This is a genomic window from Mycolicibacterium sp. TUM20985 (assembly GCF_030295745.1).
GTDB lineage: Bacteria > Actinomycetota > Actinomycetes > Mycobacteriales > Mycobacteriaceae > Mycobacterium.
The window spans coordinates 1008159-1028271 of record NZ_AP027291.1; the positions used below are offsets into that span (position 1 = coordinate 1008159).

20 protein-coding genes are annotated in these 20113 nt (G+C 66.7%); 9 read left to right on the top strand and 11 right to left on the bottom strand.

Translation table 11 applies throughout. The features are described from left to right. Positions 1 to 22: 22 nt before the first annotated feature. Positions 23 to 1447 carry an HNH endonuclease signature motif containing protein gene (locus tag QUE68_RS04955; RefSeq protein WP_286275220.1) on the top strand — a complete coding sequence of 475 codons (1425 nt, stop codon included), beginning with the start codon at positions 23 to 25 and terminating at the stop codon, positions 1445 to 1447. Here QUE68_RS04955 and QUE68_RS04960 read toward each other — a convergent pair. Further along, a complete protein-coding gene (locus QUE68_RS04960) occupies positions 1444 to 1671 on the bottom strand; it encodes a hypothetical protein (protein ID WP_284224873.1) in 228 nt (75 codons plus the stop codon). The genes QUE68_RS04955 and QUE68_RS04960 overlap by 4 nt on opposite strands. A gap of 29 nt (positions 1672 to 1700) precedes the next feature. Between QUE68_RS04960 and QUE68_RS04965 the strand changes: the two genes are divergently transcribed. Next, positions 1701 to 3965, top strand: coding sequence for an ATP-dependent DNA ligase (locus QUE68_RS04965; RefSeq protein WP_286275221.1), 2265 nt, complete (start codon positions 1701 to 1703; stop codon positions 3963 to 3965). Here the strand turns inward: QUE68_RS04965 and rnhA are convergent. The 4 genes from rnhA to QUE68_RS04985 all read right to left on the bottom strand — a co-directional run bounded on the left by rnhA (position 3939) and on the right by QUE68_RS04985 (position 7120). Beyond that, positions 3939 to 4406 (bottom strand): ribonuclease HI, encoded by a 468-nt coding sequence (gene rnhA / locus QUE68_RS04970; protein ID WP_284230684.1) that lies wholly within the window; start codon positions 4404 to 4406, stop codon positions 3939 to 3941. The genes QUE68_RS04965 and rnhA overlap by 27 nt on opposite strands. Positions 4407 to 4411: 5 nt before the next feature. Then, positions 4412 to 5047: a VOC family protein gene (locus QUE68_RS04975; RefSeq protein ID WP_284232845.1), complete on the bottom strand. Its 636-nt coding sequence runs from the start codon at positions 5045 to 5047 to the stop codon at positions 4412 to 4414. Positions 5048 to 5094: 47 nt separating this feature from the next. Continuing rightward, entirely contained in the window at positions 5095 to 5769 is a 675-nt protein-coding gene (locus tag QUE68_RS04980; RefSeq protein WP_284224876.1) for a cutinase family protein, read from the bottom strand. Between the two features lie 124 nt (positions 5770 to 5893). Continuing rightward, positions 5894 to 7120, bottom strand: coding sequence for an MFS transporter (locus tag QUE68_RS04985; protein WP_284224877.1), 1227 nt, complete (start codon positions 7118 to 7120; stop codon positions 5894 to 5896). A 100-nt stretch (positions 7121 to 7220) separates the two neighbouring features. On the opposite strand from QUE68_RS04985, the gene QUE68_RS04990 reads away from it, so the two are divergent. Next, the gene (locus QUE68_RS04990; RefSeq protein ID WP_284224878.1) at positions 7221 to 8399 is read left to right on the top strand and encodes an ROK family transcriptional regulator; all 1179 of its coding nucleotides are present in this window, start codon (positions 7221 to 7223) and stop codon (positions 8397 to 8399) included. On the opposite strand, the gene QUE68_RS04995 is transcribed toward QUE68_RS04990, so the two are convergent. Then, on the bottom strand, positions 8396 to 9274 hold the full coding sequence (locus QUE68_RS04995; protein WP_284224879.1) for an LLM class flavin-dependent oxidoreductase: 879 nt from the start codon (positions 9272 to 9274) through the stop codon (positions 8396 to 8398). The genes QUE68_RS04990 and QUE68_RS04995 overlap by 4 nt on opposite strands. A gap of 53 nt (positions 9275 to 9327) precedes the next feature. Between QUE68_RS04995 and QUE68_RS05000 the strand changes: the two genes are divergently transcribed. Next, positions 9328 to 10533: an MFS transporter gene (locus QUE68_RS05000; protein WP_286275744.1), complete on the top strand. Its 1206-nt coding sequence runs from the start codon at positions 9328 to 9330 to the stop codon at positions 10531 to 10533. Here QUE68_RS05000 and QUE68_RS05005 read toward each other — a convergent pair. After that, positions 10494 to 11717 (bottom strand): diiron oxygenase, encoded by a 1224-nt coding sequence (locus QUE68_RS05005; RefSeq protein ID WP_284224880.1) that lies wholly within the window; start codon positions 11715 to 11717, stop codon positions 10494 to 10496. The genes QUE68_RS05000 and QUE68_RS05005 overlap by 40 nt on opposite strands. 103 nt (positions 11718 to 11820) lie before the next feature. Between QUE68_RS05005 and cobF the strand changes: the two genes are divergently transcribed. The 4 genes from cobF (at position 11821) to QUE68_RS05025 (ending at position 14872) form a co-directional block, all read left to right on the top strand. After that, a complete protein-coding gene (gene cobF / locus QUE68_RS05010) occupies positions 11821 to 12558 on the top strand; it encodes a precorrin-6A synthase (deacetylating) (protein ID WP_284224881.1) in 738 nt (245 codons plus the stop codon). Between the two features lie 34 nt (positions 12559 to 12592). Beyond that, positions 12593 to 12973, top strand: coding sequence for a phage holin family protein (locus tag QUE68_RS05015; protein WP_284224882.1), 381 nt, complete (start codon positions 12593 to 12595; stop codon positions 12971 to 12973). Positions 12974 to 13149: 176 nt separating this feature from the next. After that, positions 13150 to 14046 (top strand): Fpg/Nei family DNA glycosylase, encoded by an 897-nt coding sequence (locus QUE68_RS05020; protein ID WP_284224884.1) that lies wholly within the window; start codon positions 13150 to 13152, stop codon positions 14044 to 14046. A gap of 73 nt (positions 14047 to 14119) precedes the next feature. Further along, positions 14120 to 14872: an SDR family oxidoreductase gene (locus QUE68_RS05025; RefSeq protein WP_284224885.1), complete on the top strand. Its 753-nt coding sequence runs from the start codon at positions 14120 to 14122 to the stop codon at positions 14870 to 14872. Positions 14873 to 14937: 65 nt separating this feature from the next. On the opposite strand, the gene pgi is transcribed toward QUE68_RS05025, so the two are convergent. Further along, positions 14938 to 16605 carry a glucose-6-phosphate isomerase gene (pgi, locus tag QUE68_RS05030; protein WP_284224886.1) on the bottom strand — a complete coding sequence of 556 codons (1668 nt, stop codon included), beginning with the start codon at positions 16603 to 16605 and terminating at the stop codon, positions 14938 to 14940. A 49-nt stretch (positions 16606 to 16654) separates the two neighbouring features. On the opposite strand from pgi, the gene QUE68_RS05035 reads away from it, so the two are divergent. Next, positions 16655 to 18103: an NAD-dependent succinate-semialdehyde dehydrogenase gene (locus QUE68_RS05035; protein ID WP_284224887.1), complete on the top strand. Its 1449-nt coding sequence runs from the start codon at positions 16655 to 16657 to the stop codon at positions 18101 to 18103. Between the two features lie 37 nt (positions 18104 to 18140). On the opposite strand, the gene QUE68_RS05040 is transcribed toward QUE68_RS05035, so the two are convergent. The 3 genes from QUE68_RS05040 to QUE68_RS05050 all read right to left on the bottom strand — a co-directional run bounded on the left by QUE68_RS05040 (position 18141) and on the right by QUE68_RS05050 (position 20070). Beyond that, a complete protein-coding gene (locus QUE68_RS05040) occupies positions 18141 to 18875 on the bottom strand; it encodes a glycosyltransferase family 2 protein (protein ID WP_284232847.1) in 735 nt (244 codons plus the stop codon). Positions 18876 to 18883: 8 nt separating this feature from the next. After that, a complete protein-coding gene (locus QUE68_RS05045) occupies positions 18884 to 19612 on the bottom strand; it encodes an FkbM family methyltransferase (RefSeq protein ID WP_284232849.1) in 729 nt (242 codons plus the stop codon). Positions 19613 to 19764: 152 nt separating this feature from the next. Further along, positions 19765 to 20070: a chorismate mutase gene (locus tag QUE68_RS05050; protein ID WP_284232851.1), complete on the bottom strand. Its 306-nt coding sequence runs from the start codon at positions 20068 to 20070 to the stop codon at positions 19765 to 19767. Positions 20071 to 20113: the final 43 nt, after the last annotated feature.

A 20113-nucleotide genomic window follows, 5' to 3' on the forward strand; every position in this document is an offset into this window, starting at 1 on the left:
GAATCGAACGTATGTTCGAATCATGAGTGCGGGTCAGCTGCAGGCGGCGGTAGCCGAACTGCGTGCCGCGTACGACGCCATGGCGGCACTGCCCGCCGATGCGCTCACCGATGTCGAGTTGATTGGAGTCCTCGACGAACTCGAAACGCTCACGTGTCAACTGCCCGTTCAGAGTCACCGTCTGTTGGCGCGCCTGCAGGTCGAGACCACGCCGAGGGCGATGGGCGCCAAGTCCTGGCGCGACGTGCTGGCCGTCCGGTGGCGAATCTCGGCGAGCGAAGCCGGTCGTCGTCTCGAGGAAGCCGGTGAATTGGCTCCGCGCCAAGGGCTTAGCGGTACGTCGATGGATCCGGTGCTGCCGTGCACGGCCATCGCTCAGTCGCACGGACTGATCAACCGCGAACACGTGCGAATCCTGAGGGACGCGATGGATCGCATCCCACCCGCGGTCGACACCGCGACTCGCGAGCAGATCGAAGCCGATCTGGTGCGGACGGCGACCGGGGTCGGGCCGAAGGAACTCAAGGACAACGCCGACCGAACCATCTTCATGCTCGACCAGGACGGCCCCGTGCCGGACGACGCCGAACGTGCGCGCCGCCGCGGCGTCACGAAGGCACCCCAGCAGTCCGACGGGATGATTCAGATCAAGGCCAGCCTCACTCCCGAGGCGTGGGCCATCTACGAGGCCATCTTCGCCAAGTTTGCGGCACCCGGGACGTGCAATCCCGACGATGCGCATCCATGCGTGTCGGGAACTCCGACCCAGGACCAGATCGACGCCGACCACCGCAGCCTGGCCCAGCGTCAACACGATGCACTGGTGGCGGTCGGGCGCAGCGTGCTGGAGAGCGGTGAACTCGGTCAGCACAATGGGTTGCCGACGTCGATCATCATCCGAACCACCCTGCAAGACTTGGAGAGTCGCGCCGGGGTCGGTGTCACCGGCGGCGGCACTGTGATGCCGATCAACGACGTCATTCGGCTGGCTTCGCACGCCAACCACTATCTTGCGGTGTTCGACCGGGCCACCGGATCGGCCTTGAACCTCTTCCGCGCCCGGCGCATAGCCTCACCCGCCCAACGGATCATGCTCATCGCGCGCGACGGGGGCTGCACCAAACCTGGCTGCACCGTGCCCGCCTACGGAAGCCAGGTCCACCACGCGGCCCGCGACTGGGCCGACGCTGGGCAGACCAATGTCGACGAACTGGGTCTCGCCTGCGGACGCGACAACCGCTCGGTTGGTCCCGGGGGCTGGACGACCCGCATCAATGTCGAGAACGACGTCGAATGGATCCCGCCGGCGCGGCTGGACACGGGCCAGGCTCGGGTCAACGACTATCACCGCCCCGAGCGGCTCCACCGGCCACCCGACGATTTCCCGGATGAGCAAGCGGCAGACGCCCGCGATCAACCCGGCGGGCCCGAGCCCAACGCGGCTTAGATCACGGGTTCGTTGGCCGGGTCGATGCCCATCGGAAGGCTGGGGCTGAGGCCGGAGTCTTCGCGGGTGAAGATCTGCGACGGAGCCTCCCGGCAGTTCGAGTCCATCGGCGTCTGGTCACCAGAGCAGAAGGGCACGAGATCGGCGGGGTCCGCACCTGCCGGGATGGCGGCGCCGAGCGCGGCGACGCCCGCCAACAGTGCTGCGGCGACGAGTCTTCCCACGCATCGAACGGTACTCCGCCGATACTGGAATGGTGGAGCGTTGCGACCGGGTCAAACTGACCAACCCCGACAAAGTGCTGTACCCGGCGACGGGCACCACCAAGGCCGAGGTGTTCGAGTATTACGTCGCGATCGCCGACGCGATGGTGCCGCACATCGCCGGCCGGCCCGTGACCCGGAAGCGGTGGCCCAACGGCGTCGGCCAGCCGGACTTCTTCGAGAAGCAGTTGGCGTCCTCGGCTCCCGACTGGCTGCAGCGCGGATCGGTCACCCACAAGTCCGGCACCACCACCTACCCGGTCATCGACACGCGGGAGGGACTGGCCTGGCTCGCGCAGCAGGCCTCGCTCGAGGTGCACGTACCGCAGTGGCGGTTCGTAGACCACGAGCCCGGTCCGGCAACGCGCATCGTGTTCGATCTGGACCCCGGCGAGGACGTCACGTTCCGCCAGCTGTGCGAGGTCGCCCACGAGGTGCGGGACCTGATCACCGACATCGGCCTGACGACCTACCCGCTGACCAGCGGTAGCAAGGGTTTGCACCTCTACGTCCCGCTGGCCGATCCGGTGAGTTCTCAGGGTGCTTCCGTGCTCGCCAAGCGGATAGCCCTGCAGCTCGAGAAGACCATGCCGAAGCAGGTCACCGCGACGATGACGAAGAGCCTGCGGGCAGGAAAGGTATTCGTCGACTGGAGCCAGAACAGCGCCGCCAAGACCACCATCGCACCGTATTCGATGCGAGGCCGCGACCACCCGACGGTGGCCGCCCCCCGTATGTGGGAGGAGATCGAGGACCCCGACCTACGGCATCTACGCTTCGACGAAGTGCTGCGACGGGTCGAGGCCGACGGCGATCTGCTCGACGGCCTCGACGAGAACCTCGCGCTCCCAGACAGACTCACGACCTACCGCAGCATGCGCGATGCCGCCAAGACCCGCGAACCGGTGCAGCAGCAGCGACCGACCGCGGGCAACGACGACACGTTCGTGATCCAGGAGCACCACGCGCGACGCCTGCACTACGACTTCCGGCTCGAGCGCAACGGCGTGCTGGTGTCGTGGGCGGTGCCGAAGAATCTGCCAGAGACGACGTCGGTCAACCACCTGGCAGTGCACACCGAGGACCACCCGCTCGAGTACGCCACGTTCGAGGGCTCGATTCCCAAGGGGGAGTACGGCGGTGGCGAGGTGATCGTCTGGGACACGGGGACCTACGAGGCCGAGAAGTTCCGCGACAACCCGCCCGACGGTCCGGAGAAGGGTGGCGAGGTGATCGTCACGCTGCACGGCAGCAAGGTGTCCGGGCGCTACGCGTTGATCCAGACCGGCGGGAAGAACTGGCTCGCACACCGGATGAAGGAGCAACCCGTCGTCGGCGACACCGACCTAGCGCCCATGCTCGCCACGCACGGTTCGGTGGTGAAGTTGTCGCCGATCGTCTGGGCGTTCGAGGGCAAGTGGGACGGCTACCGACTGCTGGTCGACGCCGACCACGGCGAGCTACGTCTACGCACTCGCAGCGGCCGCGACGTCACCCACGAGTACCCCCAACTGCAAGCGCTCGCAGCGGATCTGGCCGACCACCACGTCATCCTCGACGGCGAGGTCGTGGCGCTCGATGAGTCCGGCGTGCCGAACTTCGGTTTGATGCAGAACCGGGCACGGTCGACGCGAATCGAGTTCTGGGCCTTCGACATCGTGGCGCTCGATGGGCGCCCGCTGTTGCGCGCCAAGTACTCCGACCGGCGAAAGCTGCTCGAGGCGTTGGCGCAGGGCGGCGGCCTGATCGTGCCCGAGCAACTGCCCGGGGACGGACCCGCGGCGATCGACTACGCGCGTGAGCGTCGGTGGGAGGGCGTGGTCGCCAAGAAGCGGGACTCCACCTATCAACCCGGGCGGCGTTCGCAGTCGTGGATCAAGGACAAGCTTTGGCGGACACAGGAAGTCGTCATCGGCGGCTGGCGGGCGGGGGAGGGCGGACGCACCAGCGGCATCGGCGCCCTGCTCATTGGGGTACCCGAGGGTGACGGACTGACGTTCGCGGGCCGGGTCGGTACCGGCTTCACCGACAAGGACCTGGCGACGCTGAAGACGACTCTCGCACCGCTGCACACCGAGCGCTCACCGTTCACTACCCGGCTTGCCGGTCCCGACGCCAAGGGGGTGACGTACGTCGAACCGACGTTGGTGGGCGAGGTGCGCTACAGCGAGCGGACGTCCGACGGCAGGCTCCGGCAGCCGAGTTGGCGCGGTATGCGACCGGACAAGTCACCGGGTGAGGTCGTGTGGGAGTAGGCCGATGGCCTCCGCCATCCCCCGGGTCGCCAGGACGTCAGCCAACTCGTTGTCGGTGACACCCGAGTGTCCCTTCACCCAGAACCACTCGACTTCGTGTCGCGCACAGGCTAATTGGAGTCGTTGCCACAGGTCGACGTTCTTCACCGGCTGCTTCGCGGCAGTCAACCAGCCGTTGCGTTCCCAGCCGAGGACCCACTTGGTGATGCCGTTCCGGACGTAGGTGCTGTCGGTGTGCAGGTGCACGAGCATGGGTCGCTTGAGCGCCTCCAGCGCCATGATTGGCGCGGTCAGCTCCATCCGGTTGTTGCTGGTCTCCCCGGGCTCGCCGCCGCACATCTCACGGACGTGCTGACGGTGGCGTAACACTGCGCCCCAGCCGCCCGGGCCCGGGTTGGGTCGGCAGCCGCCGTCGGTGTGGATCACCACCGCGTCCTGAATGTCGATCACTCGCCGAGGATAGGTGCCGAGATCATCGCCGTGCGGACCGACATGCCGAGCTCGCGATGCCGCAGCGTCGTGATCCTCCGACCGGGCTGCACCGCGTCCTTGACCGGCGCCGCATGATCACCGAAGAACGAGGCCGTGGCATCGATGTCCACGACCGTGTACGTGATACCCCACAGTGTGGAGGGACCCTCGTCCGCCGAGTTCGGCGAGCCCACGACCTCCACGATCACCTCCCCGAACCGGTAGAAGATCTGGCGAATCGATCGTCCGCCGAGTTCGCCGGCCCGCTCCCGCCGCGGTTCCCCGCCGACGGTGGCGAGCGCCTCGAGCGTTCGGCCGAGGTCGGGGGACAGCAGCACGACGTGGTCGATGGCGACGACGCCGTTCGGATGGGTGACCGCCGGCGCAGGGACGCCCACCGGGTCGGTCGTCGGCACGCCGTCCAGATCGCGGACGTTCGGGGGCAGCCCGCGCAGCGACCAGCCGAGGATTCCGCTGCCGCGTCCACGTCCGACCAGCCGGATGTCGACACCGCCGACCCGACACGTAGCACCTGCGCCGACGGCGAACCCCGCCCGCGTCCAGCCGTCGGCCGGATCCGCGACCTCGAACGCGGCAACGCTGATGTTCATGACGGCTCAGGGTACGTCGTCGCACTTCGCGACCACTTTGCCGGCGGCTACACCTTGCTCGCGACGAACGCCGCCGCCTGGTCGGTCAGGCCGATGTTCGTGTAGCTCGAATGGGCCGAACCGTTGTCACCGTCGGAACAGATGGGATCACCCGGTGCACACAGCTGGATGGCCTTGCTCGCGTAGAGCGGGCCCACCGTGACCGGTGGCTGTCCGATCAACTGCATGAACTGCGGGTCCGGCGTCCCGAGCAGGGCTACCGCCGCGACGTGGTTGGCTACCTGGGTGGGCATCGGCTTGGGTACGTCAGCCGGGTCCACTCCACCGGGCACCGCGTTGGCGGTGACGAAACCCATCACCGCGGCGCCCTGCGAGTAGCCGCCGAGTACCAGCTTGGTCTTGGGGCAGTTCGCCGCCATGCTCTCGATGTGATTGGCGGCATCGCGGATGCCGTCCACGGCGGTCGGGAAGTTGGTGCTCGCCGGATAGACCACGGGGTAGACCCCGAGGGACTTGTCGCCGACCTTCGTGCGCACGGCGTCGACGAAGTCCTGTCCGATGCCGCCGAGCCCCGGCGGGGCGAAGGTGCCGCGGGCGAAGATTACCTCGACGTCTGGGCACGGTGCGGCCGACGAGGTCGGAAGTCCGGCGGGGGAGACCAGGAGCGCGAGGGCGCTCACCGCGGCCGCAGCCGCCGCTCTGAGCAGGTGGCGTGCGTTCATGGGTTGATCTTGACACAACCGCGGGGAGCTGGCGATGAAGGACTAGGCCGTCAGTCGCTTCCCGGGCCGCCAGGAGAAATCCAGGTGCAGGCCGAGAACGTGCAGGCTGATCTGCCAGCGATGATTAGTGGGCACGAGGGCGCTCCGTCCAGCGTTGTAGCGCGACCGAGATGGTCAGAACCACCAGTCCGGCGGCGGCGAGTAGGGCGCCGGCGGCTGCGGGCGCGGTATAGCCGTAGCCCGCGGCGATCACCAGGCCGCCGATCCACGCGCCTGCTGCGTTGGCGATGTTGAGGGATGAGTGGTTGAGAGCCGCGGCCAGCGTCTGGGCGCCGTGGGCGACGTCCATCAGCCGGGTCTGCAGGGCGGGTCCGATCGCCGAACCCGAGGCACCGATGAGGAACAGTCCGAGAAGTGCGGTCCACGGGTTGTGGACGGCCCAGACGAACAGTGCGAGCACGACGCCGAGGGCGGTGATCGAGGCGTAGAGGCCCTTGATCACCGAAATGTCCGCAATCTTGCCGCCGACCAGGTTGCCGACCACCATGCCGAGGCCGAACATCATCAGCCCTACCGGGACGAGTCCGCGGGACAGTCCGGAGACGTCGGTCAGCGTGGTCGCGACATAGGTGTAGACGGCGAACATGCCACCGAACCCGACCATGCCGATCAGCAGGGCCAACCACACCTGGGGGCGACGGAGCGCGCTCAGTTCGGTCAGCGGGCTGGTGACGTGCATCAAATGCAGCTCGGGCAGCCAGTTCCAGAGGGCCGCCAGCGTGATCGCGCCGATGACGACGACCAGCCCGAACGCGCTGCGCCAGCCGAATAGCTGGCCGAGGAGGGAGGCGAGCGGTACGCCGAGGACAGTCGCGACGGTCAGCCCGGTCATGACGTGGGCGACGGCCTTGGCACGGTTCTTCGGGCCCATCAGGTGGGCGGCCACTAGGGCGGCGACGCCGAAGAAGGCACCGTGCGGGATGCCCGAGACGAAGCGCGCGGCCATCAGGGTTTCGTAGCTCGGGGCGAGCACGCTGGCCAGGTTGCCGAGCGTGAAGACCGCGATCAATCCGAGCAACAGTGTCTTGCGGGGCATCCGCGCAGTGAGGGACGCGATGACCGGGGCACCGATCACGACGCCGAGTGCATAGGCGGAGATGACGTGTCCGGCGATCGGCTCGGTGATGTTCAGGCTCGATGCGATGTCGGGCAGCAGGCCCATGGCCACGAACTCGGTGGTGCCGATGGCGAAGCTGCCGACGGCCAGCGCGAACACCGCGAGCCATCGCACCGCCGGCGGCGGTGACACGACGGAGAGCGGGACTGAGGGTCGTTCCAGTGATCTGGTCACGGAGCCAACGGTAGCCGCACTTACGCCTTCCATCAAACCAACTTATGTCTTTCGAGACACAAAAGTGGCGTGGGTTACGTTCTTCGGGTTGAATCGACTCATGGCCATCAGGGGCGAGCGAAGCGACGGGAGGGATACCGTCGGCGACGTCTTCGCACTGATCAGGGATCGTCGCGACATAACCCGCTCGGAGATCGCCCACCTCACCGGGCTCTCGCGGACGGCCGTCGCCTCGCGAATCGCGGCGCTGGTCGCCCTCGGCCTGATCTCGGAGCGCGAGCAGGCGCCATCGACCGGCGGCCGCCCGCCCACGCTGCTGTCGTTCGACGCCGCCGCGGGCGTGGTGCTGTCAGTCGCGGTGGGCATCAGCCGGACCCGGCTGGCCGTCTGCAACCTGGCCGGTGACGTGCTGTCGATCACCGACATCGACCAGGAGGTTGCGCTCGGGCCCGACGACCTCATGCCCGACGTCGTGAAGCGGCTCGACGTGATGCTGCAGGAGCACCCGGACGTCCCGGTGTACGGCGTCGGGCTGAGCTTGCCCGGCACGGTGGACCGCGACCGCGGTTGCAGTCGGGATTCGCCGATCCTCCGCGGCTGGGACGGCGTGGCACTGCGGCCGTACTTCGAGGAGCTGCAACGACTCTCGGGCGTGCCGGTGATTCTGGACAACGACTCCAACGCGATCGCCATCGTCGAGAGTCATGGCCATGACGACGTGCTCGTCATCAAGGCGTCGAGTGGCCTTGGTGCGGGCATCGTCGCGGGTGGGGTGCTGCAGCGGGGTGCCGCGCAGGCCGCCGGCGAGTTCGGGCACAACAAGATCGCTGCAGCGCAAGGACTTCCGTGCCGGTGCGGTGACACCGGGTGCGTCGAGGCAATAGCTGGTGGCTGGTCGATCGTGCACGCGCTCCAGCAGCAGGGGCGCTCGGTGCGCAACCTGCGCGACGTCGTCGAGATCGCCCACGGCGGAGATGCCGAAGCGCGACGCATGATCCGCGACAGCGGCCGATACGTCGGCGAGGTGCTGGCCGCTGCGGTGAACCTCTTGAACCCCGCCGTCGTCGTCGTGGCGGGCGACATGGCGGGAGCCTACGAGATCTTCGTGGCCGGACTACGAGAGACGTTGTACGGCAACGCGACTGCTCAGGCCACCCGCACCCTGGAGGTGGTGTCCGCGGCGCACGGCAGCCAGTCCGGCACCGTCGGTGGCGCGGTCATGGTGCTCGACGAGGTGCTCAGCGCCCGTGCCGTCGACGCGCTGGTGGCGGGAACCTAACCGGCCTTCGCGATGACGTTCTCGGCGAACCACTCCAGGTTGCGGATCTTGTCGTCGAGCGGCTCGGTGTCGGCGCCCATGATGTAGGGGATGCGGAACCCGACGATGACGTCGGTGACGCCCTTGTCCTCGAGTCGCTTGACACCGTCGAGGGTGAAGCCGTCGATCGAGATGACGTGGATCGCGAACTCGTCGGCCAACCCGATCCGCTCTTCTTCGTCACGGTACTTCTGCAGCTTGGCCAGCAGCGGGTCGAGTTCCGCAGGGTCTCCGCCGCCGTGCATCCAACCGTCGTTGCGCGCGGCCCGGCGCAGCGCGGCGTCGGCGTGCCCTCCGATCAGGATCGGCACCGGCTTCGTCGGCGCAGGCGTCATCTTGAACGCCGGAAAGTCGTAGAACTCGCCGTGATACTCAAAGTAGTCGCCGGAGGTGAGGCCGCGGATGACGTCGATGCACTCGTCCATCCGCTTCCCGCGCTTGGCGTACGGCACGCCCATGATCTCGTAGTCCTCCGGCCACGGGCTGGTGCCAACGCCGAGGCCGAGGCGGTTGTCGAACATCGCGGCCAGTGACCCGGCTTGCTTGGCCACCAGGGCGGGCGGGCGGATCGGCAGCTTGAGCACGAAGATGTTGAAGTGCAGTTTCGTCGTCACGGCGGACAGCGCACCGATCAGAGCGAACGACTCGACGAAGGGCTTGCCGTCGAGGAATTCGCGATTGCCGTCCTCGGTGTACGGATACTTCGAGTCCGACACCTCGGGGTACGCGACGCTGTCGGGGATGGTCATCGCGTGATAGCCGGCCTCGTCGGCGGCCTTCGCCAAGGGGATCAGGTACTTGGGATCGGTCATGGCTTCCGCATAGGTAAACCGCATGATCAAATACTAGAACACGTTCTAATTCTGCGGAGTTGAACGGTAGGGGCATGATGTCTCGGGTGCGAAGACCATGGCTGACCCGCAACGTGCGCGTGCTGTCGGCGGTCTCGTTCCTGCAGGACGCCGCCAGCGAACTGCTCTATCCGCTGCTGCCGATCTACCTGACGGCCGTACTCGGTGCGCCGCCGTCGGTGGTGGGCGCGATCGAGGGCGCTGCCGAGGGTGCGGCGGCGCTGACGAAGCTGGCGTCGGGGCCGCTGGGTGACCGGTTCGCCCGGCGCCCGTTGATCGCCACCGGATACGGCATGGCCGCGCTCGGCAAGGTGATGGTGGCGGCGTTCGCTGCGTGGCCCGGCGTGCTCGCCGGCCGGGTGGTGGATCGCCTCGGCAAGGGCGTCCGCGGCGCGCCGCGCGACGCCCTGCTCGTGGTCGACGTCGACACCTCCGCTCGCGGCCGCGTGTTCGGGTTCCACCGGGCGATGGACACCCTCGGCGCGGTGGTCGGCCCGTTGCTCGGGCTGGCCGGTTACGAGCTCCTCGACCAGCAGATCGCGCCGCTGCTGTGGGTGGCGGTGATCCCCGCCGTGCTCAGCGTCGCGCTGGTGTTCTTCGTACGGGAGCCGCGGCGCGTCGTCACGGCCGTGCGGACCGGGATGTTCGCCCGGGTGCGGGAGCTGCCCGGCGGGTACTGGCGGGTGACCGCGCTCCTGGTGGCGTTCGCGGTCGTGAACTTTCCCGACGCCTTGCTCTTGTTGCGGCTCAACGAGATCGGCTTCTCGGTCCCCGAGGTCATCCTCGCCTACGTCGGCTACAACGCGGTCTATGCCCTGTCGAGCTATCCGGCGGGTCTGCTCGCCGACCGGATCCCCCGGGCTGCGGTGTTCGGCATCGGCCTGGTGTTCTTCGCGATCGGTTACGTCGGGCTCGGGCTGACCGACGATCACGTCGCCGCGTGGCTGCTGATCGCGGCGTACGGCCTGTTCACCGGATGCACCGACGGGGTCGGCAAGGCGTGGATCTCCTCGCTGGTGGGTTCGGACGTGCAGTCCAGCGCCCAAGGAGTGTTCCAGGGCGCGACCGGGTTCGCCGTGCTGGCGGCCGGGCTGTGGGCCGGTTTCGCCTGGGGCGCCGACGGTTCCGTGCCGCTGTTGATCTCCGGTGGCGTCGGGGCGGTGTTCGCGGTGGTGCTACTGGCCGGGGCTTTCCGGGGGCACCGTCACCCGAACGGCGGCGTGCCCACGCCGACCACCCCGTAGATGCCCTGAGGGGTGCGCTCGGTGATGCGCGCCGCCACGCTGCGGCCAGCCACCGCCAGCGTCACCCTGGGGCGTTGCAGCACGTCATCGGGCACCGCGCCGTAAACCGTTCCCTGCCAATGGTATCGACCGTCGATGGGGTCGAGGTGTCCGATGAGCCGGACCCGCACCGAGCAGTCGGTCTCGCCGACGCGCATCATCGCGGGACCGTCGTAGGCATCCTCGGCCTGGTCGGCGCCATCGTCGTCGGGCGGCGCCGACGAGTCAGCCGGAAGGAAGTGCGTCCGGGTCCAGAGTCGGCGCGCGACCGGGCCCATCAACCCGACCTCGGTGAGGAAGGCGGCCAGCGGCGCGAACCCGAGCGCCTGGACGTCTCGACGGTGCGCACTGAGGCGTGCCACGCGACGAGCCTCGCGGGCATCGAGACCTGCGCGACGGTACTGCACCGGGTTGGTGAACAGGTGCCGGAAGAACAGGCCGCCGACCCCGTTGAGGTTCGCCACCCACATCCGGTTGAGCCACGGCATCTCGGCGACCCGCTTCCGCGCCCCGTCCCGCGCGAACTGGATGTGCCTGGCTTCCTCCGTGACGTGAATGCGCATGAGCCGCTGCACCATTGGCTGCAGGTCCGGGTCGTCCATCATGTTGCGCTGCAACGAGTCGAAGATCTCCTCGCCGACCAGCGCGGCGACCCACAGCAGTGATCCCTTGAACGCCAGTGGGAGGCCGTTGATGATCATTCGCTGGGATCGGCGGGGTCGCACCGGCTTGGCACCCAGCTTGGCAATCGCCTTGCCGAACATCACCATGTGGCGGGTCTCGTCGCCCATCTCCGTCAACGCGTAGTGAGTTGCGTTGGAGGTGGGGTCGGCGTGCATCAGATCGCGTAGCAGCGCCTGGTTGAGGATGTTCTCGAACCAGATGCCCGCCGACAGGGTGTTCACGAGTTCTTGCCGGGACAGTTCGATCTGCTGCGCTCGGGTCATCCCGTCCCACAACGGCGTTCCATACAGCGAGACCGATTTCGGCGGCAGGAAGAACTTGTCGGGATCCAGCGGCGCGTCCCAGTCGATGTCGACGACGGGTTCGTAGGACTTCCTGACTGATCCGCGGAGCAGGCGCTCGGAGAATTCCTCCCGGCTCGGGGCAGCGTTGCGACGGACGGCTTCGGGAGAGAGTGTCATCGTTGACATCCGATCGGCTGACGTAGTGCGTCGATATGGTGGGAAACCTAATGAGGCTTTGCTCGAGATGTCAATACCCCCGGTACCGGATACTGATGGTTCCGTGACGCGCCACGTCCACGTCATCGGTATCGGCGCCGGCGATCCCGGCTACGTGACCGTCCAAGCCATCGAGGCGCTCAACGACGTCGACGTCTTCTTCGTCATGGACAAGGGCGAGACCAAGGACGACCTGGTGACGTTGCGCCGAGAGATCTGTCAGCGCTTCATCCGCGAACCCGGCTATCGCTTCGTGGAGCTGGCCGACCCGCAGCGGGCGCAGACGGGGGACTACGAGAAGCGCGTCGCCGACTGGCACGAGGCAAGGGCCGGGAGGTGGGCGCAGGGCCTGCTCGACGAGCTGGCCGACGACGGCGTGGGCGCGTTCCTCGCCTGGGGTGACCCGTCGCTCTACGACAGCACGTTGCGCATCCTCGACATGGTCGCCCAGCACGTCGAGTTCACCTACGACGTCATTCCCGGCGTCACCGCGATTCAGGCGCTCACGGCCCGGCACCGGATACCGCTCAACGAGGTTGGCGAGCCGGTGCTCATCACCACGGGCAGACGGCTGCGCGAACGGGGTCTGTCGGGTGCGTCGGTGGTGATGCTCGACGGTGACTGCGCCTTCCTCGGCTGTCCGCCGGAGACCCGCATCTGGTGGGGCGCCTATCTCGGCACCCCCGACGAGATCCTCGCCGACGGCACGGTCGGCGAGGTGGGAGAGCGGATCGCCGCGACCCGGGCCGACGCGAGGCAGCGTCACGGCTGGATAATGGACACCTATTTGTTGCGACCGTGATGACCGTTGACCGCGGGCATGGCAGGATCGCCGCGTGACCCAGTTTCTGTTGCGCGCCGGGCTCACCGGCTTGGCGCTGTGGGTCGTCACCAAGGTCGTCTCGGGCATTGAATTCGTCGGCGGTGACACCACCGTGGCGCGGGTCGGGATCATCTTCGTCGTGGCCCTGATCTTCGGTGTCGTCAACGCGATCATCAAACCGATCGTTCAGCTCATCTCGATCCCGCTGTACGTCCTCACCCTCGGCTTGATCCACGTCGTCATCAACGCGTTGATGTTGTGGATCACGTCGTGGATCACCGAGCACACCACGCACTGGGGTCTGTACATCGACGACTTCTGGTGGACAGCCATCTGGGCGGCCATCGTGCTGTCGATCGTGAGTTGGCTGCTGTCGCTGGTGGTTCCGGACTGAGTTCGGCTCGGCAGAGCGACTCCCAAGCTTGACCGCCGAACCTCCGTCGGTGCCTGGTGCTGGTCAACGCGCCGCGGGCGTGCCCGCTGCCATCGCGAACGCCGTGTTCAATGCGACGGGCAAGCGCGTCACCGACCTGCCCATCGGGGTTGGAGAATCTGCTCTAGCCTGGAAGCGTGCCGGAACTGCCCGAGGTCGAAGCCCTTGCCGACCATCTCCGCCGTCACGCCGTGGGTTTGACGGTGGGACGCGTCGACGTCGCCGCGCTGTCCGTCCTGAAGACGTTCGATCCGCCGCCCACCGCACTCCACGGCCAGCAGGTGACGGGCGCCAACCGGTGGGGAAAGTACCTGGGGCTGGAAGCCGGTGGGCTGCATCTGATCACCCACTTGTCCAGGGCGGGATGGCTGCGGTGGTCGGACAAGCTATCGGCGGTCCCGCTGCGGCCGGGGGGCAAGAGTCCCATCGCCTTACGCGTGCACCTGGGCAAGCCGGGCGACGGGCCCGGGCCTGAAGTCGCCGCCGGGGCGGCTCCGGGCTTCGATCTCACCGAGGCCGGCACCCAGAAGCGGCTCGCCGTGTGGCTCGTCGACGACCCGATGAAGGTGCCACAAATTGCGAGCCTCGGCCCAGACGCACTGTCGCTGGGCGCCGAGGACCTGGCTGCGGTGCTCAAGGGCAACGGCGGCCGCATCAAGACCGTCATCACCGACCAGCGCACGATCGCGGGAATCGGCAACGCCTACAGCGATGAGGTCCTGCACGTCGCGAAGATGTCGCCGTTCGCGACCGCGAGCAAGCTGAGCGACGCGCAGCTGACCGATCTGCATGACGCGATGACGTCCGTGCTCACCGACGCGGTTTCGCGGTCCGTCGGTCAGGGCGCCGCAACCCTCAAGGGCGAGAAGCGTTCTGGACTGCGGGTACATGCGCGGACCGGCCTCCCGTGCCCGGTGTGCGGCGATACCGTGCGAGAGATCTCCTTCGTCGACAAGTCATTCCAGTACTGCCCGACGTGTCAGACCGGCGGCAAGATCTTGGCTGACCGGCGAATGTCGAAGCTGCTCAAGTAGTTTCGGCAATTCTGCTCGGCGTGGACGGTGCCGTGCTTGGCGCTAGGTGCGGTGCGCTGGTTAGGCTGCCGGCATGACCCGCCAGAAGATCCTCATCACCGGTGCCAGCTCGGGCCTCGGCGCCGGAATGGCCCGCCAGTTCGCCGCGAAGGGGCGCGACCTCGCGCTGTGCGCCCGCCGCACCGACAACCTCGAGGAGCTGCAGGCCGAGCTGACCGCCCGGTATCCCGGCATCACGGTGGCGGTCGCCGCGCTCGACGTGAACGACCACGAGGCCGTGCCCAAGGTGTTCGCCGAGCTGAGCGACGTACTGGGCGGCATCGACTGCGTCATCGTCAACGCGGGTATCGGCAAGGGTCACAAGCTGGGCGGCGGCAAGCTGTGGGCCAACAAGGCCACCATCGAGACGAACCTGGTGTCGGCCCTGGTGCAGATCGAGACGGCACTGGAGATGTTCACCGCGGCGGGCGCTGGACACTTGGTCCTAGTGTCGTCGGTGCTCGGCAACAAGGGAGTGCCCGGGGTCAAGGCCGCTTACGCCGCGAGCAAGGCGGGACTGACGTCACTCGGTGAGTCTCTGCGGGCGGAGTACCCGTCGTCGGGGCCCATCAGGATCACGGTGCTCGAGCCGGGATACATCGAGTCGGAGATGACGGCGAAGTCGAACACCACGACGCTCATGGTCGACAACGAGACCGGCGTCAAGGCGATGGTCGACGCGATCGAAAAGGAGAAGGGACGCGCCGTCGTGCCAGGGTGGCCGTGGTGGCCGCTAGTCGAGGTGATGAAGGTGCTGCCGCCGCGGTTCACCAAATACTTTGCGTGACCGAGCGATTTCGGCGCGAAAACGTTCGCTGAGCGACGGTTTGCGCGCCGAAATCGCAAGGGGGGTCAGGCGCTGCGGCCCCGCTCCTCGCGATAGTGGCGCACCAGCGCGTCGGTCGAGCTGTCGGACTGCTCGGCGGGCGCGGCATCGTCTGTGAGCACCGGAAGTAGCGAATTCGCCTGCGTCTTACCGAGTTCCACGCCCCACTGGTCGAAGGAGTCGATACCCCAGATCACGCCCTCGGTGAAGACCTGATGTTCGTAGAGGGCGATCAGCTGACCCACCACCGACGGTGTCAGCTTCGTCGCGAGAATCGACGTGCTGGGCCGGTTGCCGGGCATCACCTTGTGCGGAACCACGGACGCATCCGTGCCCTCGCCCGCTATCTCCTCCGCGGTCTTGCCGAACGCCAGCACCTTGGTCTGGGCGAAGAAGTTGCTCATCAGCAGGTCGTGCATGCTGCCGGTGCCGTCGCGGGTGGGCAGGTCGTCGGTGGGCTGGGAGAACCCGATGAAGTCCGCAGGAATCAACTTGGTGCCCTGGTGCAACAGCTGATAGAACGCGTGCTGGCCGTTGGTTCCTGGCTCGCCCCAATAGATTTCGCCGGTTCCTGAACTGACCGGAGATCCGTCGCGGCGGACCGACTTGCCGTTGGACTCCATGGTCAACTGCTGCAGATAGGCCGCGAACCGGGCGAGATCGTTCGAATAGGGCAGCACGGCGCGCGCCTGGGCGTCGAAGAAGTCGTTGTACCAGAGTCCGATGAGGCCAAGCAGCACAGGCGCATTGGCCTCCAACGGCGTGGTGCGGAAGTGCTCGTCGACGACGTGGAAACCGGCCAGGAACTCGGCGAACCGCTCCTTGCCGATCACTGCCATCACCGACAGCCCGATCGCGGAGTCCACCGAGTAACGGCCCCCGACCCAGTCCCAGAAGCCGAACATGTTGGTTGTGTCGATGCCGAACCCGTCGACGAGCTTCTCGTTGGTCGAGACCGCGACGAAGTGCTGGGACACCGCCTCATCACCGAGCGCGTCGGTGAGCCAGCGCCGGGCGGCCGTGGCGTTGGTCAGCGTCTCCAACGTCGAGAACGTCTTGGACGCCACGATGAACAGGGTCGTGGCGGGGTCGAGTCCGTCGAGCTTGGCGACCAGGTCGGCCGGATCGACGTTGGACACGAACCGCGCCGTGATGCCCGCGTCGGCGTAGTGGCGCAGGGCCTGATACACCATCACCGGCCCCAAGTCCGAGCCGCCGATCCCAATGTTGACGACGCATGTGATGCGCTCACCGGTGGCACCGGTCCACTCGCCGCTGCGCAGCCGGTCGGTGAAGTCACCCATCGCGTCCAGCACCTCGTGCACGTCCGCGACGACGTCCTGGCCGTCGACGGTCAACTCGGCGGCTCGGGGCAGCCGCAGCGCCGTGTGCAGCACCGCCCGGTCCTCCGAGGTGTTGATGTGCTCGCCGGCGAACATCGCGTCGCGGCGGCCCTCCAGATCGGCGGCGCGGGCCAGGTCGATGAGCAGCTGCAGCGTCTCCCGCGTGACGCGATGCTTGCTGTAGTCGATGTACAGATCTCCGACCGTCAGCGTCAGTTCCCGACCCCGCAACGGGTCCTCGTCGAAGAACTCGCGAAGGTGCTTTCCGCCGATTTCCTGATGGTGGCGGAGCAATGCGTTCCACGCCGGAGTGGCGGTGATGTCAGGAATCTGGGCGGCTGGGGAAGACATATCTCGACCCTAGTGCGGCGGCGCTTTCGAAGGTGTAAATGATGGACGTATGGACATCGAGAAGCTCCTGTCATCCGTCCCCACCGGATTGTGGATCGGTGGTGAAGAGCGCGAGGGTTCGTCGACCTTCGACGTGCTCAACCCCGCGACCGACGACGTGTTGATCGCCATCTCCGACGCGACGCCCGAGGACGGCATTGCCGCGCTGGACGCCGCCGCCGCCGTACAGGGCGAGTGGGCCGCCACGCCGCCACGCGAGCGCGGTGAGATCCTGCGGTCGGTGTTCGAGGCGATCACCGCCCGCGCCGAGGAATTCGCGACGCTGATGACCCTCGAGATGGGCAAGGTTCTCGCCGAGAGCATGGGCGAGGTCAAGTACGGCGCCGAATTCTTCCGGTGGTTCGCCGAGGAGGCGGTGCGCATCGGCGGCCGCTACACCAAGAGCCCAGCGGGAACCGGCCGCATCATCGTCACGAAGTCGGCTGTCGGCCCGTGCCTGGCCATCACGCCGTGGAACTTCCCGTTGGCGATGGGAACCCGCAAGATCGGCCCCGCGATGGCGGCCGGCTGCACGATGATCATCAAGCCCGCCCAGGAGACGCCGCTGACCATGCTGCTGCTGGCCAAGCTGATGGACGAAGCGGGCCTGCCCAAGGGCGTGTTGTCCATCCTGCCCACCAGCAAGCCCGGTGACCTGACCACGGCGCTCATCGACGACGGGCGGCTGCGCAAGCTGACGTTCACGGGGTCGACGGGAGTGGGCAAGGCGCTGGCCAAGCAGAGCTCCGACAAGCTGCTTCGGCTGTCGCTCGAACTGGGCGGCAACGCGCCGTTCATCGTCTTCGACGACGCCGACGTGGACGCCGCGGTCGACGGCGCCCTGTTGGCGAAGATGCGCAACGGCGGCGAAGCGTGCACGGCGTCGAACCGGTTCCACGTGGCCAACGCCGTGCGCGCGGAGTTCACCGAGAAACTGGTCAAGCGGATGAGCGAGTTCAAGCTCGGCAACGGCCTCGACGACACCTCGACGCTGGGCCCGCTGGTGAACGCCAAGCAGGTCGCCACCGTCGAGGACCTGGTGTCCGACGCGGTCGCCAAGGGCGCGACCGTCGCGGTCGGTGGCGTCGCGCCGGACGGGCCCGGTCACTTCTACCCGGCGACCGTGCTCGACGACGTCCCCGCGTCGGCCCGCATCTTCAAGGAGGAGGTCTTCGGGCCCGTCGCGCCCGTCATCGGGTTCGACACCGAGGACGAGGGCATCGCCGCGGCCAACGACACCGAGTACGGCCTGGCGGCGTACATCTACACCCAGGGTCTGGACCGGGCGCTGAGGGTGGCCGAGGCGATCCAGGCGGGCATGGTCGGGGTCAACCGCGGCGTCATCTCCGACCCCGCTGCCCCGTTCGGCGGCGTCAAGGAATCCGGGTTCGGTCGCGAGGGCGGATCCGAGGGCATCGAGGAGTATCTCGACACGAAGTACATCGCGCTGACGAACTGAACGTTCGAGGTCACTGCAACCTAGAAGCGAACCAGGGTCACGCTCGTCGTGTTCTTCTCCAGTGTGCGAGCCGTTGCCGAAACACCGCCATGTGCGGGGCCCAGAAGTAGATCGGCAGCCGCTTCTTGAATTCCTCGTCGGCCACCTGGCTGAGCCCGGTCACGTCGTTGAAGTTCGCGATGACGAGGTCCATGTAGCGGATTGAGAGCGCCGGGTTGGAGAAGCAGCGGATGTTGAAATCCCAATCGGCCCAGATCGGGTACCGCAGGTTGAAGGGACCGATCGTCGCGAACAATTCACGTCGGTAGAAGATCGCTTGGTGGCAGATGTTCTGATGAAACTGCAGGCGGTCGAGGTCGAAGACGCCGGCGTAGCGCGATGAGTTCGATCGTAGGATCACGTCGCCGTACAGGAGGTCTACGCCCGAGCCCAGTTCGCCCATGAGATCGGCGACTTTGGCCAAGGTCTCCGGTGCGTACAGGGTGTCGTCGCCTCCCAGGAAGAAGGTCCACGCCCCCCTTGCCTTCGCAACGCCGTTGTTCATGGCGTCGTAGGCGCCCTCGTCAGATTCGGAGTGGATGACGAGGCGCCCATCGAAGGCGGCCACATATGAGTTTGCGATGTCGAGGGTCGCGTCCGATGAGCCGCCGTCGATCATCAGCAACTCGAAGTCGCGGCAGCTCTGCGAACCAATACTGTCGAGGCACGCACGCAGGGTCGCCGCAACGTTGAGTGTCGGAACGATGATCGAGAACAACGGCGCTGCGGGCATCCGGGTCATTATCCTGCGCGGAAGAAGGTGCCGTCGGCTTGGAGTGTCCGACCGCTAGGTACGTCCACGAAGCAGGGCGATAGTCCGGTCAGCGTGAAGCCCAACGAGTACGCGATGTCGAGTGCTTCGCGGATGAGCATGCCCCCTTCGTACAGCGGCAGAAACGACAATTCGAGTTGAATGCCGACACAGCAATTTCTCACCGTCGAACTGCCGCCGGCTAGCACCTGTTTCTCGAACCCCTGAACATCTACCTTCAAGAAAGCGACATCGGTCGGTCCGAGAAACTCCGCTGCGACCGAATCAAGTCGGTGCATTGGGACGACTTCGCTACCAATATAATTTGCTGCCGGACAGGCATCCTGATGACTCTGCAGCATTGGCAATGCTGAGCTGCTCTCACCCGAGTTGCCTGCAACGTTGATTGAGATCGTGCCATCGGAGTCGCCTAGTGCGCAGCGTCGACTGTCCCACAGTGGATCGCCAGATGTCTTGCGCTCCAACACCGAAAACGGTTCCGGCAGCGGCTCGAAAGAGACAATGCGACCCCTGTATCCCGCGGCGCGAAGGCCGGCGCCGTATTGGCCACAGTTGGCACCGACATCGAAGATGACGTTTATCCGACTCGAAGTGAGTTGACTCATGAAATTGCGTTTCCAGACGAGTTCTGAATGGTAACGCGATACCTCGACGCCGGTGTGGCGCACGATGTCCCGAGCGCGGCGCGATAAATCCACCGCGTGAGACTAACAGGCAATAGCCGGCGAAATCGCTTTCTGCGGCAACGCACTATTGCGAGTTCAGCGATGATCTTGATGTCATATGAACCAAGCGCCTTTTGAGCGCGTCCATGTGATCGCCGGCAGGGGCGCGGCCAACCGCGGACCGGCTAGTGCCCGAGGCGCCCGCGGCCCAGGCGAAGCAGGATCATTGCGAGGTCCTTGCCCTCGGGGCCGAGCGCGCTGTAGCGCTCGATGACCTTCATTTCGCGGCTGTGCACCAGGCGGGTGCCGCCAGAGGCCATCCTGGCCTTGCCGATGATCTGGGATACCTCGGCGCGGCGCTGGACGGCGGCCAGGATCTCGGCGTCGAGCCGGTCGATCTCCAGGCGCAGGTCGTCGATGTCAGGCGTCTGCTCGGTTTCGATACTCATTGGTGACTCCGCATCCTCGTCGTGTGGGTGATCTGGTCTCATCCGAATTCAGGCCTCACAACGACAGAGAGCCCCGGATCCGGAA

Bases quoted from the DNA above. Each gene is read 5' to 3' on its own strand.
- QUE68_RS05025 (WP_284224885.1), top strand. From the start codon at position 14,120: ATGACCCGCCAGAAGATCCTCATCACCGGTGCCAGCTCGGGCCTCGGC.
- QUE68_RS05050 (WP_284232851.1), bottom strand. From the start codon at position 20,070: ATGAGACCAGATCACCCACACGACGAGGATGCGGAGTCACCAATGAGT.
- QUE68_RS04965 (WP_286275221.1), top strand. From the start codon at position 1,701: ATGGTGGAGCGTTGCGACCGGGTCAAACTGACCAACCCCGACAAAGTG.
- QUE68_RS04990 (WP_284224878.1), top strand. From the start codon at position 7,221: ATGGCCATCAGGGGCGAGCGAAGCGACGGGAGGGATACCGTCGGCGAC.
- QUE68_RS05005 (WP_284224880.1), bottom strand. From the start codon at position 11,717: ATGACACTCTCTCCCGAAGCCGTCCGTCGCAACGCTGCCCCGAGCCGG.
- QUE68_RS05040 (WP_284232847.1), bottom strand. From the start codon at position 18,875: ATGCCCGCAGCGCCGTTGTTCTCGATCATCGTTCCGACACTCAACGTT.
- QUE68_RS05035 (WP_284224887.1), top strand. From the start codon at position 16,655: ATGGACATCGAGAAGCTCCTGTCATCCGTCCCCACCGGATTGTGGATC.
- QUE68_RS04975 (WP_284232845.1), bottom strand. From the start codon at position 5,047: ATGAACATCAGCGTTGCCGCGTTCGAGGTCGCGGATCCGGCCGACGGC.
- QUE68_RS04995 (WP_284224879.1), bottom strand. From the start codon at position 9,274: ATGCGGTTTACCTATGCGGAAGCCATGACCGATCCCAAGTACCTGATC.
- pgi (WP_284224886.1), bottom strand. From the start codon at position 16,605: ATGTCTTCCCCAGCCGCCCAGATTCCTGACATCACCGCCACTCCGGCG.
- QUE68_RS04955 (WP_286275220.1), top strand. From the start codon at position 23: ATGAGTGCGGGTCAGCTGCAGGCGGCGGTAGCCGAACTGCGTGCCGCG.
- QUE68_RS04980 (WP_284224876.1), bottom strand. From the start codon at position 5,769: ATGAACGCACGCCACCTGCTCAGAGCGGCGGCTGCGGCCGCGGTGAGC.
- QUE68_RS05000 (WP_286275744.1), top strand. From the start codon at position 9,328: ATGTCTCGGGTGCGAAGACCATGGCTGACCCGCAACGTGCGCGTGCTG.